General features: G+C 35.3%; 16 protein-coding genes. 4 read left to right on the top strand and 12 right to left on the bottom strand.

Features of this window, described 5'->3' with window-relative positions:
* Positions 1-76: 76 nt before the first annotated feature.
* Positions 77-976 (bottom strand): NifU family protein, encoded by a 900-nt coding sequence (locus tag HAV12_RS20525; protein WP_132031588.1) that lies wholly within the window; start codon positions 974-976, stop codon positions 77-79.
* Between the two features lie 143 nt (positions 977-1,119).
* Between HAV12_RS20525 and HAV12_RS20520 the strand changes: the two genes are divergently transcribed.
* On the top strand, positions 1,120-2,109 hold the full coding sequence (locus HAV12_RS20520) for a type IX secretion system membrane protein PorP/SprF (protein ID WP_171571247.1): 990 nt from the start codon (positions 1,120-1,122) through the stop codon (positions 2,107-2,109).
* Between the two features lie 11 nt (positions 2,110-2,120).
* The gene (locus tag HAV12_RS20515) at positions 2,121-2,639 is read left to right on the top strand and encodes a gamma carbonic anhydrase family protein (protein ID WP_171571246.1); all 519 of its coding nucleotides are present in this window, start codon (positions 2,121-2,123) and stop codon (positions 2,637-2,639) included.
* 84 nt (positions 2,640-2,723) lie between these two features.
* Here the strand turns inward: HAV12_RS20515 and HAV12_RS20510 are convergent, their stop codons facing one another.
* The 6 genes from HAV12_RS20510 to HAV12_RS20485 all read right to left on the bottom strand — a co-directional run bounded on the left by HAV12_RS20510 (position 2,724) and on the right by HAV12_RS20485 (position 7,554).
* Positions 2,724-3,440 (bottom strand): LytTR family DNA-binding domain-containing protein, encoded by a 717-nt coding sequence (locus HAV12_RS20510; protein ID WP_171571245.1) that lies wholly within the window; start codon positions 3,438-3,440, stop codon positions 2,724-2,726.
* 103 nt (positions 3,441-3,543) lie between these two features.
* Positions 3,544-4,254 carry an intradiol ring-cleavage dioxygenase gene (locus tag HAV12_RS20505; RefSeq protein ID WP_171571244.1) on the bottom strand — a complete coding sequence of 237 codons (711 nt, stop codon included), beginning with the start codon at positions 4,252-4,254 and terminating at the stop codon, positions 3,544-3,546.
* Between the two features lie 7 nt (positions 4,255-4,261).
* Entirely contained in the window at positions 4,262-5,368 is a 1,107-nt protein-coding gene (locus HAV12_RS20500) for a sensor histidine kinase (protein WP_171571243.1), read from the bottom strand.
* Complete coding sequence (locus HAV12_RS20495) at positions 5,369-5,644, bottom strand: DUF4907 domain-containing protein (protein ID WP_240345201.1); 276 nt, start codon at positions 5,642-5,644, stop codon at positions 5,369-5,371.
* A 43-nt stretch (positions 5,645-5,687) separates the two neighbouring features.
* Positions 5,688-6,695, bottom strand: a complete 1,008-nt coding sequence (locus HAV12_RS20490) for a kelch repeat-containing protein (RefSeq protein ID WP_171571242.1) — start codon at positions 6,693-6,695, stop codon at positions 5,688-5,690.
* 16 nt (positions 6,696-6,711) lie between these two features.
* Positions 6,712-7,554 (bottom strand): DUF6268 family outer membrane beta-barrel protein, encoded by an 843-nt coding sequence (locus HAV12_RS20485; protein WP_171571241.1) that lies wholly within the window; start codon positions 7,552-7,554, stop codon positions 6,712-6,714.
* A gap of 232 nt (positions 7,555-7,786) precedes the next feature.
* Between HAV12_RS20485 and HAV12_RS20480 the strand changes: the two genes are divergently transcribed.
* Positions 7,787-9,112: a DUF4270 family protein gene (locus HAV12_RS20480; RefSeq protein ID WP_240345200.1), complete on the top strand. Its 1,326-nt coding sequence runs from the start codon at positions 7,787-7,789 to the stop codon at positions 9,110-9,112.
* Positions 9,113-10,348, top strand: a complete 1,236-nt coding sequence (locus HAV12_RS20475) for an aromatic hydrocarbon degradation protein (protein WP_171571240.1) — start codon at positions 9,113-9,115, stop codon at positions 10,346-10,348.
* A gap of 4 nt (positions 10,349-10,352) precedes the next feature.
* Here HAV12_RS20475 and murI read toward each other — a convergent pair whose 3' ends face one another.
* The 5 genes from murI to HAV12_RS20450 form a co-directional block, all read right to left on the bottom strand.
* On the bottom strand, positions 10,353-11,129 hold the full coding sequence (gene murI / locus HAV12_RS20470; RefSeq protein ID WP_171571239.1) for a glutamate racemase: 777 nt from the start codon (positions 11,127-11,129) through the stop codon (positions 10,353-10,355).
* A gap of 276 nt (positions 11,130-11,405) precedes the next feature.
* Positions 11,406-11,909: an OmpH family outer membrane protein gene (locus HAV12_RS20465; RefSeq protein WP_171571238.1), complete on the bottom strand. Its 504-nt coding sequence runs from the start codon at positions 11,907-11,909 to the stop codon at positions 11,406-11,408.
* A gap of 14 nt (positions 11,910-11,923) precedes the next feature.
* Positions 11,924-12,925 (bottom strand): OmpH family outer membrane protein, encoded by a 1,002-nt coding sequence (locus tag HAV12_RS20460; RefSeq protein WP_171571237.1) that lies wholly within the window; start codon positions 12,923-12,925, stop codon positions 11,924-11,926.
* Positions 12,926-12,967: 42 nt separating this feature from the next.
* Entirely contained in the window at positions 12,968-15,718 is a 2,751-nt protein-coding gene (locus HAV12_RS20455) for an outer membrane protein assembly factor (protein ID WP_171571236.1), read from the bottom strand.
* Positions 15,651-16,391: an isoprenyl transferase gene (locus tag HAV12_RS20450; protein WP_171571733.1), complete on the bottom strand. Its 741-nt coding sequence runs from the start codon at positions 16,389-16,391 to the stop codon at positions 15,651-15,653. The genes HAV12_RS20455 and HAV12_RS20450 overlap by 68 nt, the downstream gene beginning before the upstream one ends.
* Positions 16,392-16,394 lie beyond the last annotated feature (3 nt).

Here is a 16,394-nt window from a genome sequence, read left to right as displayed (position 1 = left end):
GTGGAATAATTTACTGAAAATTAGGGAGATATGATTTTATGAAAAAAGCGCCTTAATAAAAGGCGCTTCCGTTTTTTTATGCATTTATCGCTTCTACTTTAATAGCTTCATCGTTCAGCATGCTTTTCAGCATATTTTCGATACCGCTTTTAAGCGTAAAAGTAGAAGAGGGACAGCCACTGCAGGCACCCTGCAAAATCACTTTTACGGTTTTGTCATTTTCATTATAAGAATCAAAAGCAATATTTCCTCCGTCAGCTGCTACTGCCGGTTTTACATATTCTTCCAGGATGTTAATGATTTGTTGGGAAGTCACGTCTAATTTGTCAAAAGCTTCATCTTTGGTGATATCGTTTTTTGTTGCAACTTCAATTAAAGTTTCATCTAGAACAGTTCCTCCGTTTTCGATAAACTGTTTGATAAAAGTTCTGACTTCAAGTGTGATTTCCTGCCAGTCATTAATGTCATATTTGGTTACGGAGATGTAGTTTTCATCTATAAAAACCTCTTTCACGTATGGAAATTTAAACAATTCTTTTGCCAATGGAGAAGAAGCGGTCTGATCGATATTTTTATATTCTACAGCGTTTCTGGTCAGCATTCTGCTTACAACAAATTTTAGTGCAGAAGGATTTGGAGTTGATTCACCATAAACGGTAATCGGTTGCTTTTTTGCAGCGTTTTCGTCGATTTTTATAATAACGCCGCCTTTGTCTACAAATGCTTCAATTTGTTCTGCAACGGCATCTTTTACGTCATCCCATTCTACGATACTATATCTTTCAATAGCAATAAAATTACCGGAGATATAAACTGTTTTTACAAACGGAAGATAGAACAATTGCTGTGCCAGGGGTGAAGCTTGTGCTTCATCGATATTTTTAAATTCAAAATTTTGATTCTGAGTAATGAAATCCTCAAACTCAAACTTTAAAATAGTTGGATTTTGAGTTTCTTTTATAGTGATTTTTGTCATGAGCTGTATTTTTTGGCAAATTTAGTAAAGTTATTTTCTACTAATACCTATATTTGGTTTTTTAATAAAATAATTAAGACTCTTTTCAAATTAATCGTATTAAAATAGAAGAGTCAAAAATATATTTAAACAAAATTGCCTTTATGGAATTTAGAATCAAGGTTTTATTTATTTTTTTGGTTACCTCTTTATACGCTTATTCACAAGAAGGCATTCCGGTTTATTCAGACTATTTATCAGACAATTATTATCTAATCCATCCTTCTATGGCGGGAGCGGCCAATTGTGCAAAAATACGATTGACAGCCAGAAAGCAATGGTTTGGACAGGAAGATGCGCCTTCTCTTCAGACGTTAAGTTTTAATGGAAGGATAGGAGAGCGTTCCGGAGCCGGAATTATTGTCTTTAATGATAAAAATGGATACCATTCGCAAAAGGGACTGAAGCTTACTTATGCACACCATATTATGTTTTCAAGAGATGAAGTTGATTTGAATCAGCTTTCCTTTGGTATCAGCGGCGGAGTAATTCAGAGTCAGTTAGACGAAACGCAATTTGGAACTACTTTTGATCCCGTTGTCTTCGGATCTATTCAGAAAGATTCTTATTTCAATGTCGATTTTGGAGCATCGTATAATTATTTGAACTTTTATGCGCATGCTACTGTTCAGGGTGTTTTAGAAACCAGAAGGGAATTATATACAGAGTATGAAAGTAATAATTTGAGAAAGTATCTCCTGAGTGCAGGATATGTTTTTGGTAAAAGAGAAAGTATGACATGGGAACCTTCCGTTTTATTTCAGCTCTTTGATGAGACGAAGGAAAAATCAATAGATGTAAATTTAAAGGCCTATAAAAATATGGATTTCGGAAGCTTATGGGCTGCCTTATCGTACAGACGAAGTTTTGATGGCGCACAATATAGTGCCGGAAGCGGGGTTGCTTCTCAAAAATTACAATATATTACACCTATTATAGGTTTAAATTATAAAAATTTCATGTTTGCTTATACGTATTCTCAAGTTACGGGAGATGTGAAATTTGATACCGGAGGTTATCATCAGATTACTTTAGGAATCAATTTGTTTTGTAAAAAGGAACGTTACGATTGTAATTGTCCTGCTATTAATTAAAATCTTTTGTTATGTTAATTAAATCTGTAAACGGAAAATCTCCATCCATTCCTGAGGATTGTTATGTGGCCGAAAATGCAACTATTGTTGGAGACGTTACTTTTGGAGATTCCTGCAGCGTTTGGTTTAATGCTGTTATACGCGGTGATGTGCATTTCATTAAAATCGGAAACAAAGTCAATATTCAGGATGGTGCCGTTATTCACTGTACCTACCAAAAACATCCGACTATTATAGGGAATAATGTTTCGATAGGTCATAATGCAATTGTTCATGGCTGCACGGTTCACGATAATGTTTTAATCGGAATGGGAGCGATTGTAATGGATAACTGTGTCATAGAAAGCAATTCTATCATTGCAGCAGGAGCCGTTTTAACACAAAATACGGTTGTCACTTCAGGAAGCATTTATGCAGGCGTTCCGGCAAAAAAAGTAAAAGAGATTGATCAGTCTGACTTCGCGGGAGAAATCGAGCGTATTTCTAACAATTATGTCATGTATTCGGGCTGGTTTAAAAACGAAGAATAAATTATAAAGAAATTTATAAAATCCAAAAAATAAATTCCAAATTCCAATCTTGACGTATTGGGATTTGGAATTTATTTTTTAAGATTATAAATTGATCTTCTCGAAGAAAGCAGTTTTATAGCTTTCACTAATAGGAATTCTTTTATCACTAATCAGGACTTTATTTTTCTGAATTGATTTTACATGTTTTATGTTAATGATATAAGATCTGTGAATTCTTGAAAACCCTTTGCTGGAAAGTAAATTTTCTAATTTGATTAAACTGATTAAGGTCAGTGTAAATTTATTATCTGTCGTATAAATTTTTACGTAATCTTTCAGCCCCTCGATAAATAAGATCTCCGAAAAATTCATTTTTACATTTTCGTATTCTGCTCTAACGAACATAAAATCCTGTTCTGATTCCGGAGTTGTAGTGGTTTCAGTAATGTTTTGAAGTGCAGCCGCCGGATTTAAAATCTGTTGCGCTCTTACGACTGATTTTAAGAAGCGGTGAAAAGGAATTGGTTTTACCAAATAATCAACAGCACCAAGATTGAAGCCTTCAACAGCATAATCGGAATAGGCAGTAGTAAAAATAATCAGAGGTTTTTTTTCGATTGTATTCAGAAATTCAATTCCCGAGAAATGCGGCATCTGAATGTCCAAAAAAATTAAATCGACATTGTTCTGATTGATAAAAGAAACAGCATCGATGGCATTGTTGAACGTACTAACCAATTCGAGCGAATCTATCTTTCTCACAAAATCTTCTAATAATTCAACCGCTAACGGTTCATCGTCTATAATTACACATTTCATCTGTTGGAAATTAGATTCTTAAATTTGTTTTGGTGCTCAAAAGTAGTTTGAAACCCCTAAAATAAGTTTTAAAGTTTTCATAAAAAACGTTTTACGGCTTAAATTACCCGCTTACAATAATAGTTTTGCTTAATGTATAACCATCTGTTAAATTGCCTGTTAGGGTGGCTAATTCATTTGTCAGGCTATCGGAAAACACATTGTCTTTTGTGTTTGATGTGTCGGCCTGTCCATGAGAAGCATAATTGGTACTTGAATATACGGCACTGGAAACATTTTCGGGAAATGCAATTTGAGTGACCAATAAAGAAGTGCCGCTGCTTGTTAAAACTTCAACATGTATATGTGGTGCTCTGCCCTGATACCAGCCCGGAAAAATCGAAAGAAAAGAGGCTTCACCTTTAGAATCTGTCGTTTGCCTGCCTCTCAGAAAATGAACTGATGTATAATCTGTTTGCTGCATTGTAGTTCCTCCATATTCCGAATAGTTCCCGTCTTTATCGCAATGCCAGACATCAACCAAAACGCCCGCTAGGGGCAAGCAGTTATTGTTTTTGTTTTCGATCGTTAAATTAATAAGAAGGGCGATTCCGATTCGATCCGATTTGATGTTTTCTAAAACTAACTGACTTGGCGTTTTAATAGGGAAAGGGCCTTTGGTTTCAGAAGGGGAAACGGTACAGGTTCCATCATCGGAAGCGTTGACATCAGTGTTGTTATTGTCATCTTTAGAACAGGATTCTAATAATTTGGCAGCGGTTGCTAATGAAGCAATTCCTAAAATACCATTTCGGATAAACTTTTTTCTGTCCATAACGTTCTTAATTTATTGCGGTTTGAATACTGTCTAATTTTAAATTTAAATGTACACGATAGAATTTACTGTCCTGATTGATGGTAAGTTCATGTGCATTTGGATAAAGTAAGTCCAGGCGACTTTGAATATTTACTAATCCGATTCCTGAATTTTCAGGGTCTTTGACATAATGTTCGATCGTGTTTTCGATCCAGAAATCAAGGTTGTTGTCTAATATGAAAATTTTGATTTTTACATGGGCGGCACCTTTATAGTCCGTACCATATTTAAAAGCATTTTCTACAAAAGAAATCAGCAGCAAAGGTTCAATAAACTGATGACGGGTATCGCCATGGACATTTATAACAATGTCCTCAATGTTGTTAAGCCTGAGTTTTTGCAATTCGATGTAATTCTGAATGTAGTTGATTTCTTTTTCTAAAGCCACCGTTTGATTGTCTGTTTCATACAGCATATACCGCATTAATTCAGATAATGTCACGATGGCATCAGGGACCAAATCAGATTTCTTGTGTGCCAGTGAATAGATACTGTTTAATGAATTGAATAAAAAGTGCGGATTGGTTTGTTTTCGCAAATAAATCAATTCAGTATTAGTCCTATGGGTTTCGGCAATTAATTTGTTTTGCTGGTTGTTGTAAAATTCAGTTAATGTTCTGATAATAGCACTAATAGTAATAATCAGAATATAAAAAAGAGAAGGACCAATCTTAAAAAACAAAGGCTGTTTTGCCATCACCGCCCTAACGGAGTGGCCTTTTAAGTATAACCTCACACTTTCGGGAGGAGGCGCCATTCTAAGTGGTGGTCTTGCCGGCCTAAATTCAGGCATGAAATAATTCATCCTTATAATCATAAAAAGGATGATTAAAGCTAAAACAAAAACAAAATAAAGCCAGTATTTTTTTTCTAAAAGCAGGACAGGAACCAAATAAAAATAATTCAGATAAAACAAAACAATACCGGTAAACCACTGTACATAAAAATCATTATTGATAGTAAACGGACTTTCGTAAAACTGGATCAATGACGTCAATATAAAGAAGACCCATATAATAACATGGAACAGGATTTTGTTTGAGCTGGTATTTTTTATGGCACCTATATTCATTTAGAATTTTATTTTTAATAAAATTAAATCATTTTTAGTTACCGTTGGCGATATGTTTCGGCTGAGTTTTTTTTCGACCAGATTGGCGACCTTAAGGGCATCTTCTTCTGTCGAAAAGCTTTTAGAATCGCTTATTACCGGAATAATAGATTGCCTGATGATCATTTTATCTTTGTAAGCAATAGAATATCCCCAGCCTGAGGCTGTTTTAAAAGTTTCACTTTTTAATTTACTGCTTTTGGTACAGGCTGCCAGTTGTGCAACAAGTAAAATCAATAACAAATTCTTCCGGCCGTTGCACCGGAAGAATTTTTTGGTATTAATTGTCATCATCATTTTGTTCCTCTAAAGGTTTAAATTCCCAGGCATCATCGTAATAAGTCGAGCCTATTCTTCCTAACATATAGAAACTGCGGCTGTTGATCGTAAAACCAACGGCATCTGTTCTTGAGGCACCTTCCATTGGAGTTCTTTCCGTCCAAAGATCAGTTGACGGGCTATATTCCCAAATGGTACTCAGGCCTTCTCCACCTACAATATACCCTAATCCATTCAAAGCAAAACCGGATGCATTAGAACGAACAATAGAATAATCATCGTTGTAAGAGTCATCGTCGTCCTCATCCTTGTCGATATCTCTTTTTCGGGTCCAGACATCGGTAGCCGGATTAAATTCCCAAAAGTCTTCCTGATAAACGCCGTTGTTGATTCCGGTGGCTAGATACGCCTTGTCATCAATTACAAATACAGCTGCATTACGTCTTTTATTTCCGCTAAATCCGTTCATCAGAAACCATGTATTGGTCTGATCGTCATATCGGTAGAAATCTTTTAAATAATTTCCGTCATAACCTGTTCCAAAATATGCTTTTCCACCTGCCTGAAAACCGACAGCAGCATATCTTGCCGTACCTGCGAAATCCGCTTTTTGAGTCCAGCTATTGGCTGAAGGGTCGTATTGATAAAAATCTTTCAGTTTGTTCGTCCCGTCATAGCCAAGACCAACATATCCTTTCCCGTTTAGCGTAAAACTTGAGGCAGAACTTCTTCCAATACCTGTGAAATCTGCTTTTTGTTCCCAATAATCACCGTTTGAGTTATAAGCCCATAAATCTTTTAAATATTCATCCCCGGTATATCCGGTAGCCACATACGCATAGTCTCCAATAACAAAACTGCTGGCACTGGATCTTGCAGGGCCATCAAAGGATGATTTTTTTATCCAGTTTCCAATTAAATCGTCATCGTCGTCGTCGTTACTACAGCTTATAAAAAACAGGCTGGAAAGCAGTGCCGCGAATAATATTCCTTTTTTTAGATTATTCATAGTGTATTAAATTTATTTATTGTTTGTATTTGATCCCAATTCCTAAAATGTATCCGTTACCCGTATTAAAATCATAGACTTTATGATTATCATCGTCGATAAGATTGTATTTTTTATTAAAATCATATCCGGCCTTCAGGTTTATAAACCAGTTTTTATCGACATTTCTTTCATATTCCAATGCAGACGTAATTTGCGACATAGTAACTTTAGAAGCATTGTCAGTAGTAGCAATCAAATGATCCAGATGGTAAAAGCTGCCGTTAAAAGTATTTGTCAGGCTGAACGTATTTCGAATATTATTAGAATAAGAGAGTCTGGAATCCGGAAATCCGATCAGTAAAGCACTTTTATCGTTTACAGCATAAAGTAACGACAGCGTAGGAATGAATTTAGGAGATCCAAAAATGGTTGTTCTTGCAGCTCCAACATTGATACTAGTTTTTGAATTCAGCTGCTGCCTGATTTCAAGACTTCCTAAAACCGAAAAATCAGAAGCGTCAAGGTTTTGCTGAAAATTAACCGTAGGGGTAACCGCAACATTTAGTTTTGTTGTACTGGAAAACTCCTGCGTGATTTCAAATTTGTTTTGAAGCCGGTTAAAATGGTCCAGACTTTCAAAGGTCTTAAAACTCCCTAATTCATAATTTACTTTCAAATTCGTGTATGCTAATGTATTGGTTACGGTAATAGCCGTACTGATTTTTTTATGGAATGACAGTACAGCATTTGTTTCATTAAAATCAATTTTTGCTGTTGGTTCTGTTTTGACATTGATTTCTGCAGAAAATTTTTCCTGAGCTTTCATATTATAAAATGAAATCAAAAAAAGTGAACCTATTAAAAGCCTTATTTTCATTACTTAAATTATTGGCTCAAAAGTAGGTGCCTAATGTTTTTAAAAAAAAGAAGATATATGTATGGCACTTTTTGATAGACTAAACAGCCTTTTTTATGGCTGAATGATCTATTTGTTAGTTATAAACCTATTATAGATGTTTTTTCGCTTTTTATAGTACAAAAAGGCCTGCCTGTATATGTTATAGTGTGATGCAGAAGAGCGGCATTTATATTTGTTCAAAAATCTGATTATGCACAAGTTTATATTAATGTTGTTTTTTGCCTTTACACTATTTTCATGCGGAACAGATACGGATGCGGGAGAGTTTGTAGTAGGGTCGGATTATCTGACCGTAAATAATAAAGTAATTTTAATTGATACGGTTACAGTAGAAATGTCAACAATCAATTTTGACTCACTTGTTACTTCAGGTCAAAGCAGGATTCTGGTAGGAAATTATACAGATCCCGTTTTCGGAAAAGTACAATCGGATAGTTATTTCCAATTAGAATCGGATGCGTATGCTCTGCCAAGTCCGGGATCTGATACAGAAGCGGTGAATTATGTTTTTGATTCGATTTCCATGATTTTAAAGTATAATAATTATTTTTATGGAGATACGACTAAAGTGCAGACATTTGATATTCATCGGGTACTTCAGAAAATAAAGCCCAATACAGATGATTATAATTTTTATAATAACTCGACTTTAAGTTACAGTGCGGCAAGTTTAGGCTCTGTCTCCTACAAACCGAGGCCTGTTGAAAAAGATTCCATTAATATAAAAATGGATCCCGTTTTTGGATCGGAAATTTTTCAAAGAATAAAAAAGAGGGAAATCACTGATTTTACGAGTTTTACGGAATACTTAAAAGGTTTGGTTCTGGTGCCATCCGGCTCTGATTCTGCCAGTATTATTGGTTTTAACCCGAGTACAAGTGTGGTCAGGATGTATTACTCCAAATACCAGAGCACCGACGAAAAATCGTTGTACATAGATTTTGTAATTACAGATACAGGAAAACAATTTAATTCCATTTCATTAGATAAATCCGGCACCATACTTCAGAGTCTGCCCATTTCAAGCAGTAAGCTCTCCAGTTCCCTAACCAACAGGCAGGGATTTATACAATCAGGAACCGGAGTAGCCTGCAGAATCGATTTTCCAAACATCAAACAGCTGAAATATATTGCAGATAAAGGAGCAATTGTTGACGCCGAATTAATTTTAAAACCGGTTAATAATTCCTTTTCAGAGCAATATCCCCTGGCCGATTCGATTCAGGTACATGTCGCTGATAATCTGAACAGAATTAGCGGTGACTTATTGGATCCTGCAGGATATTCAGTGTATGGCATATTGAATAAGAAAAGTGACGAGTTTAATGAAAATATGGGATACTCATTTCGTATTGGAAATTTTCTGCAAAGGGAAATACTGAAACAATCTGCCTCAAGATCTTCTTTAATTTTAACATTACCCGGAATTAATAAAGCTGTAAACAGAATTGTTTTAGGTGACCAAAAACATTTGAACAATAAAATCCAGCTGAAAATTTATTACATCACTTATTAAATGAAAAATAAAATAGTTTTTTTTAGTTGCTTCATTTTAATGTCGCTGAGCTCGTTTTCTCAAAGTATTTCAAGTTCACCTTATTCCTTATACGGTGTAGGCAGTTTGTATGATTCAGATTTTGGTTCCATTCCTTCTATCGGGTCATCAGGAATAGCTTTGCCATCCGATAATTTTATCAATAATCTCAATCCAGCTTCTTTAGGATATATGCCTTTAAATCATTTTATGTTTGATCTTGGCGGAAAAGCTATAGCGACTACTTATCAGAGTGGTTCAAGATCAGAAAAGAGAAATAATTTTCAGTTCTCGCATATTGCTTTTGCTTTTCCGGTAACTAAAAAATCCGGATTTAGTGCCGCTTTGAGACCTTATTCGAGTGCCTCATTTAAAATTTCTAACTTAAAATTGCCGATCGAAAATAGTCAGGAATCCTATTATTTAACCGCGGCAGGCTCCGGAGGATTAAATAATTTTGATTTTTCATACGGCTACCGATTAGGAAATAAACTTGCCCTAGGTCTTTCTGCCACCTGGTTATTTGGAAACACTACCGACGAAAGGAGTTACCTGATTTCAAATTCGCTTACAACAATCAATAAAGAAACAAGTTATCATGGAGTGCGTGCAACTCTGGGCGCTCAGTACAAAATTGATTCGACCCTTACTATTGCTTCCACTTTTAAAGCGCCCAGTAGGGTAAGGGCGTCCAAGGTGCAGAGTGCGGAAAGTGTAACTGGTGGAATTGAAACTATTTTTGAATATAACCAAGCTTCTGATACCGATGATTATTATTTACCTTTAGAAATTGGTGTAGGAATCAGCAAACGTTTCAAAAATAATTTGAACATGACTTTGGATTATGAAAAAAGTCTTTGGAATGATACGAATCAATCGGAGTTATTCGGGAATTTTGTGAATCAGGACAGGTTTGCATTAGGATTTACCTTTAAAGCAAAAAAAGATACCCGAAAGTACTGGGATAAAATTCAGTATTCAGCAGGTGCAAATTTTGATACCGGCTATCTTGAAGTCGATGGCAAAAGGGTCAATAACGCAGCCCTGTCTGTCGGACTTTCATTGCCAATAGAAAACACCTTTTCGGCTTTGAATATCTCGTACTCTTACGGGCAAAAAGGGAGTGTCTCAGATAATCTGATAAAAGAAAATTACCATAAAATATCGCTTAATCTATCTCTGGATGGAATTTGGTTTGTCAAGCGAAAATTCGAATAGGGATTTAAAAATCCTTTTCTATAACCGTATATTTATTTTCGAGAATAGAGTTTAAAACAGCAGAATCTGAATTGACATAAAAAACAGGTTCACTTTCTTCTGCATCCGAAAGTCCGGCTATTTCACGCAGTACATTTTGTGTCTGACGCGCAACAGCTTCTCCGGAATCAATAATCTGAATATGCTCAGGAAGGATTTTTTTAATCTGTGGAATCAGGTACGGATAATGACTGCAGCCTAAAACCAGGTAATCAATATTAGCCTCTATCATTGGCTGCAGATAGGTTTCCAATAATTGAGTCATTTCCGGTGAATAAAGATTACCGTCTTCAATAAGCTGAACCAGTCCATGACCTACCTGTTCAATTATTGTAGTGTTCTGAAACATTTCGGCAGTTTTGTTGAATAACTCACTGTTTAATGTTCCTTTTGTAGCCAGAATGCCGATTACTTGTGTTTTTGAGTTAGTAGCGGCAGGTTTTATGGCAGGTTCAATTCCTATAAAAGGGATGTCATACTCTTCACGAAGCTCACGAATAGCATTTGTGGTAGCGGTATTGCAGGCCACGACAATTATTTTACAATTGTTTTCGATTAAAAAATCAACATTTTTTCTGCTTAAAGCAACAATTTCTTCTTTGGTTCTTTGTCCATAAGGAGCATTTTTGCTGTCTGCCAGATAGATTGTTTTTTCGTTAGGAAGCAGTTCGTGAATGGCGCTCCAGATGGAAGTTCCTCCAATACCGGAATCAAAAACGCCTATAGGATTATTATTCGTCATAAGACAAAGTTACATATTTCTTAGTTGCTCTACAATCCCGATTTTAAATAAAATACGATTTAAGCAGGAATAAAATACCATTGTAAAGTCTGGTTTTAAAGACATAGATATCGTGAAAATTTCAGGTAAAGTAATTTTAAAAAGCAGAGTGGCTGAGCTAATTTCAAGTAAAAAAAGTTGAGGTTTACGGTGAAATTCTGCTGATGATAATTAAAAAAATAAAAAACGGCTCAAACTTAAAAAGTTGAGCCGTTTTTTATAATAAGAATGTTTCTCCTAGAATCCTAAGTCTTTCTTTACATCAGCAGTGATGTTTGGACCATCAGCTAATAAAAGTGTAGAACCGTCCAAAACATATTGGAAACCTTTCGCTTTTCCAACTTTTTGGATAGAAGCTCTTACTTTTTCCATTAATGGTTTTACGATATCAGTTTCTTTTTGTTGAAGTTCTTTTTGAGCATTGTCTCTGTAGTCAACAATTCTTTTTTGCATGTCCTGAACTTCTTTAGAACGGTCACCGTTTACAGCTTCAGTTACAGTAGCAGCTTCAGCTTCATACTTTTTAATTTTTACCTGATATTCATCAACCATTTTTTTGTATTCAGTATCATATGTACCACTTAATTTTTGCAGTTGATTTTGAGCGTCAAGCATTGCAGGCATTTTCGACATAATCTCGCTAACATCAACATGAGCTACCTTAGCCTGTGCGTTCATTGAGTTACTCGCTCCTAAAATTAACATAGCAGCAATTAGTAAAGTTTTGATTTGTTTCATCATTTTTAAAATATTAATTAATTATTGGTCGTATTTGTTTTTTGTGTTTCGGCTTCTTTTGCTTTTTTAGCCGCTTCTCTTTCTTCTAAAATTTTCTTTTTCCTCTCTTCTAATTCCTTTTTACGCTGCTCGAAAAGTTTTTGTCTTTCTTCTGCTTTACTTGGAGTAGCAGCTGCCGGCTCTCCGGTTGTTGTTTTTGGTTCTGTTACCTCACCCGGTTTGGCAGTGGTGCCATCTGTTTTAGCAGGTTCAGAAACCGTGCCATTTTTTTTGGCTTCTCTTTCTGCCGCTATTGCTTTTCTCTTATCGTCGTATTCTTTTTTCTTTGCTTCCTGTTCGAGTTTTCTGTCCTCGATTAATTTTTCCCTGGCCGCTTTTCTGTCATCTAATACTTTCTGCCTGTCCTTCATTGCAGGATTTTCATCAATGGCATTTTCAATATTTTCTTTTGCCTCCTGCTGTTTCAATTGTTTTTTAGTCAATTGTTCCCGTTTATCGGTTCTGTTTAAGACACGTATCACCTGATCGCTGATGTCAAATCTTTTATTACTGAAAAGCATTGTCAAATCTGCAGATTTATCAAAAACAAAATCATAATTTTTAGCTTCTGCAATATCCTGAACCGCTGTGAAAACCTGATCCTGAATTGGTTTTGCCAAAGCCATTTTATGACGAATTAAATTTCCATCAGCCCCAAATTGCTTTTGCTGATAATCTAACATCTCTGTTTCCAGAAATTTAATCTCCGTTTCTCTTTCGTCAATCAGCTCTTTGGTCAATAATGCTTTTTCAGCTTTAAGACTTTCCTTAAGTGTATTGATTTCTAATTTTTTGCCTTCAATTTCTTGTTTCCATTTTTGAGCTTTTAACTCTAATTGTGCTGTTGCTTCTTTATAGTCAGAGACATTTTCTAAGATATATTCCATATCTATATAACCAATCCTTGTCGATCTTGTCTGTGCCTGACTTGTATTAGCTACAATCAAGGCTAAAAATATAAATAAAAATTGTCTTCTCATAACATAACTTTATTTGATGATTTTTAACCAAACGTTAATTCTCTAAAATTGTTGTCCAATGATAAAGTGTGTTTCCCAACCATTTGCTTTATTCGTAACAGATCCTGGTAAAGCATCGAAACCATAACCGAAATCAATACCCAATAATCCAAATGCAGGCATAAATACACGTAAACCAACACCCGCTGAACGGTTCAGGTCAAATGGATTGTAATCCTTGAACGTTGGATAGGATGAACCTGCTTCTAAAAACGTCAGGGCATAAATAGACGCTGATGATTTTAACGTAATCGGATAACGTAACTCCATTGAGAATTTATTATAAATTGTTGCCCCAATTTGCTGCCCGTATCTCGAATCTGTTTTGTCTTCAATAATTGGTGTCAATGAATTGTTTGGATAACCTCTCAACTGAATAGTCTCTCTACCATCCATTGAATAGTTGGCCATACCGTCTCCCCCTAAATAGAAACGCTCAAATGGTACTAAGCCTCGTGACTGGTCATACGCTCCTAAGAAACCAAATTCGGTCAGTGTTCTTAAAACTAATTTACCATACACTTTAGTATACCAGTCAGCTTTGAATTTAACTTTATAATATTCTAACCAGTTGTATTTTTTCTGATCTACTTTCGCAGGATCTGCTGCTGCCTCCTGATACGTATTTACTTTATTTCCGTTTGCATCAAGATAATCCCCTTTTCTGATCACTATACCGTTTGCATCACCTTGTGTGGCATCTGCTTCAGCGGTTCTTTTATATTCTTTCTGGTCACCCAGTTTTGAATAATCAATACCATTAAATAATGAATACGGAGGTGTAACTTTTGCAGAAATACTAAACTCCGAACCATAAGTTGGGAATATCGGGTTAACCCCTTTATTACTTCTTGAAAGTCCGATAGTGTACGCTAAATTTCTTGACGCTCCATTACCAAAGGTAAACAATCCTGTATTATAATTGTTCAGGTCATAATGCTGATAACTTATCGATTGTGATAATACGAAGTAATCATCCGGCACGGTAAGTCTTTTAGCTAAACCAACCTGTAACGTTAAGATGTTAAAACTTTTGCTTTTATCTACATCTCTTGTCACATAATTGTTTAAGTATTGTTTACTGTACGATATAGAAGAACTGAATTGAACCGGTTTTTTTCCTCCAAACCATGGTTCTGAGAACGATACACTATAGGTTTGAAAGTAGGTACTTCCTTGTAAACGAAGTGAAACTTTTTGACCATCTCCCATAGGTAATGGTTTGTATGATTCTTTATTGAATATATTCCTTGCAGAGAAGTTATTGAACGAAAGTCCCAAAGTTCCAATGAAACCGCCACCACCGTAACCTCCCTGAAGTTCAACCTGGCTGGATCCTTTTTCAACAACATTGTATTCGATGTCAACAGTTCCTGCACCGGCATCTACATTTTTGAATTTCGGATCGATTGCTTCAGGATCAAAGAATCCTAATTGTCCAATTTCACGAATTGTTCTTACTAATTGCTCTTTACTGTATTTTTCACCTGGTTTGGTTCTTAACTCACGGTAGATTACATGATCATTTGTTTTGTCGTTTCCAACAACCGTTATCTTATTGAAATAGGCAATTGGCCCTTCAGTAACTCTAATTTCAAAGTCAATGGTATCATTTACTGTTTTTACTTCGACAGCATTGATGTTTGAGAATAAATAACCGTTGTTTTGATATAAATTGGTAATATCTTCCGCATCCGGTTTTGATTTATCTGCAATTCTTTTTTCAAGAAGGACACCGTTGTAAACTTCTCCTTTTTTAATACCTAAATAACGATTCAGCAACTGGTCAGAGTAAACGGTATTTCCTAAAAATTTAATATTTCCGAAGTAGTATTTATTGCCTTCTTCCATTTTAATTTTAATGGCAAGCATGTTTTTTTCCTTGTTGTAAGTAACAGAATCATAAATAATACGGGCATCTCGATATCCTTTTTCTTTATAAGTCGCAATTACTTTTTCTAAGTCGGTTTTGTATTTTTCAGGAATGAATTTGGAAGATTTTAAAACACGAAGTACGTTTTTTTGCTTCGTATCCTTCATGGCTGCTCTTAGCTTGTTATCAGTAAGTTGCGTATTGCCAATGAAATCGATACTGCTGATTTTCACCTTATCACCTTTGTCTACCCTGACAAGCATATTCACCTGATTTCCTGCAGTGGTATCCGGAGTAGTTGTTATGGTCACTTTAGTGTTGTAAAAACCATCTTTTTTGTATTTATTCTCGATGTAATTTTTGGTGGTCGTAATTAAGTTTTCGTTTACAATTTTACTTTTCGTCAAATTGTTATCCTTAATCAGTCCTTCTACTTTGCTCTTTTTGATACCAACAAATTTAACTTCATTTAGTTTCGGAAGCTCAACAATATCAAGGTCTAAATAAACACTGTCATTCTCGACTCTGTTTACATAAAAAGCAATTTCATCAAAAAGGCCAAGTTTACCTAATTTTTTAATCGCGCCACTAATTTCTTCTCCCGGAACAGTTATTTCCTGTCCTTTCTGAAGGCCGGAAAAAGTGACAACAGTTTGCTCATTGAAGCTTATTTTACCAACAACAGAGACTTTAGCAAGAATATATTTTTTTCCCTGATCAAAAGGAACTTTTTCTTGTGCTTTTATTTGTGAAAAACTACCCAAAACAAGTAGGGTAAGGACTATTTTTACTCTTTTTTGTAACACTAAAAAATTATTTAATTTGTTCACTGGTTTTTCCAAATCTACGTTCTCTTTTTTGATAACTAATAATAGCCTCATATAAATCTTGATCTTTAAAGTCTGGCCACAACACATTAGTAAAATATAATTCTGCATAGGCGATCTGCCACAGCAAAAAGTTACTTATTCTATGTTCTCCACTGGTTCGTATTAATAAATCTACGTCTGGTAAATTTTGCGTGTAAAGATGCTCATTTATAATTGAATCGTCAATAGTGTCTATTGAAATTATATTATTTTTAACTTTATCACTGATGATTCTCACGGCATTTACCAATTCTTCGCGTGATCCGTAACTTAAAGCCAGAGTTAGCGTAAGACGTGTATTGTTTTTTGTTTTCTCGATAACATCCAAAAGCTCTTTTTGAGCCGATTTTGGTAATTTGTCAAGATTTCCAATTGCGTTAAGTTTGATGTTGTTTTCCTGTAAAGTAACCAGTTCTTTTTTTAAGGAATTGATTAGGATTTTCATCAAAGCTTCGACTTCGAGTTTTGGGCGATTCCAGTTTTCTGTTGAAAAAGCATATAGGGTTAAATACTCTATGCCAAGTTTAGCACAAGTGGTAATCGTTTTTTTTACAGATTTTGTTCCATTTTCATGGCCAAAGGCTCTTAAAAAACCTTGTTGTTTTGCCCAACGACCGTTTCCGTCCATGATAATGGCCAGATGTTTGGGTAAATTTGTTTGATCTATAGAGTCTAGTAAGTTCATTTT

Source organism: Flavobacterium sp. CLA17 (assembly GCF_013112255.2).
Lineage (GTDB): Bacteria > Bacteroidota > Bacteroidia > Flavobacteriales > Flavobacteriaceae > Flavobacterium > Flavobacterium circumlabens.
This window is presented reverse-complemented; position numbering and strand designations above follow the sequence as displayed.

Excerpts from the sequence above, each read along its gene's own strand:
- HAV12_RS20465 (WP_171571238.1), bottom strand. The coding sequence starts at position 11,909 with ATGATGAAACAAATCAAAACTTTACTAATTGCTGCTATGTTAATTTTA.
- HAV12_RS20515 (WP_171571246.1), top strand. The coding sequence starts at position 2,121 with ATGTTAATTAAATCTGTAAACGGAAAATCTCCATCCATTCCTGAGGAT.
- HAV12_RS20455 (WP_171571236.1), bottom strand. The coding sequence starts at position 15,718 with ATGAGGCTATTATTAGTTATCAAAAAAGAGAACGTAGATTTGGAAAAA.
- HAV12_RS20475 (WP_171571240.1), top strand. The coding sequence starts at position 9,113 with ATGAAAAATAAAATAGTTTTTTTTAGTTGCTTCATTTTAATGTCGCTG.
- HAV12_RS20505 (WP_171571244.1), bottom strand. The coding sequence starts at position 4,254 with ATGGACAGAAAAAAGTTTATCCGAAATGGTATTTTAGGAATTGCTTCA.
- HAV12_RS20480 (WP_240345200.1), top strand. The coding sequence starts at position 7,787 with ATGCACAAGTTTATATTAATGTTGTTTTTTGCCTTTACACTATTTTCA.
- HAV12_RS20510 (WP_171571245.1), bottom strand. The coding sequence starts at position 3,440 with ATGAAATGTGTAATTATAGACGATGAACCGTTAGCGGTTGAATTATTA.
- HAV12_RS20500 (WP_171571243.1), bottom strand. The coding sequence starts at position 5,368 with ATGAATATAGGTGCCATAAAAAATACCAGCTCAAACAAAATCCTGTTC.
- murI (WP_171571239.1), bottom strand. The coding sequence starts at position 11,129 with ATGACGAATAATAATCCTATAGGCGTTTTTGATTCCGGTATTGGAGGA.
- HAV12_RS20525 (WP_132031588.1), bottom strand. The coding sequence starts at position 976 with ATGACAAAAATCACTATAAAAGAAACTCAAAATCCAACTATTTTAAAG.
- HAV12_RS20460 (WP_171571237.1), bottom strand. The coding sequence starts at position 12,925 with ATGAGAAGACAATTTTTATTTATATTTTTAGCCTTGATTGTAGCTAAT.
- HAV12_RS20485 (WP_171571241.1), bottom strand. The coding sequence starts at position 7,554 with ATGAAAATAAGGCTTTTAATAGGTTCACTTTTTTTGATTTCATTTTAT.
- HAV12_RS20450 (WP_171571733.1), bottom strand. The coding sequence starts at position 16,391 with ATGAACTTACTAGACTCTATAGATCAAACAAATTTACCCAAACATCTG.
- HAV12_RS20520 (WP_171571247.1), top strand. The coding sequence starts at position 1,120 with ATGGAATTTAGAATCAAGGTTTTATTTATTTTTTTGGTTACCTCTTTA.
- HAV12_RS20490 (WP_171571242.1), bottom strand. The coding sequence starts at position 6,695 with ATGAATAATCTAAAAAAAGGAATATTATTCGCGGCACTGCTTTCCAGC.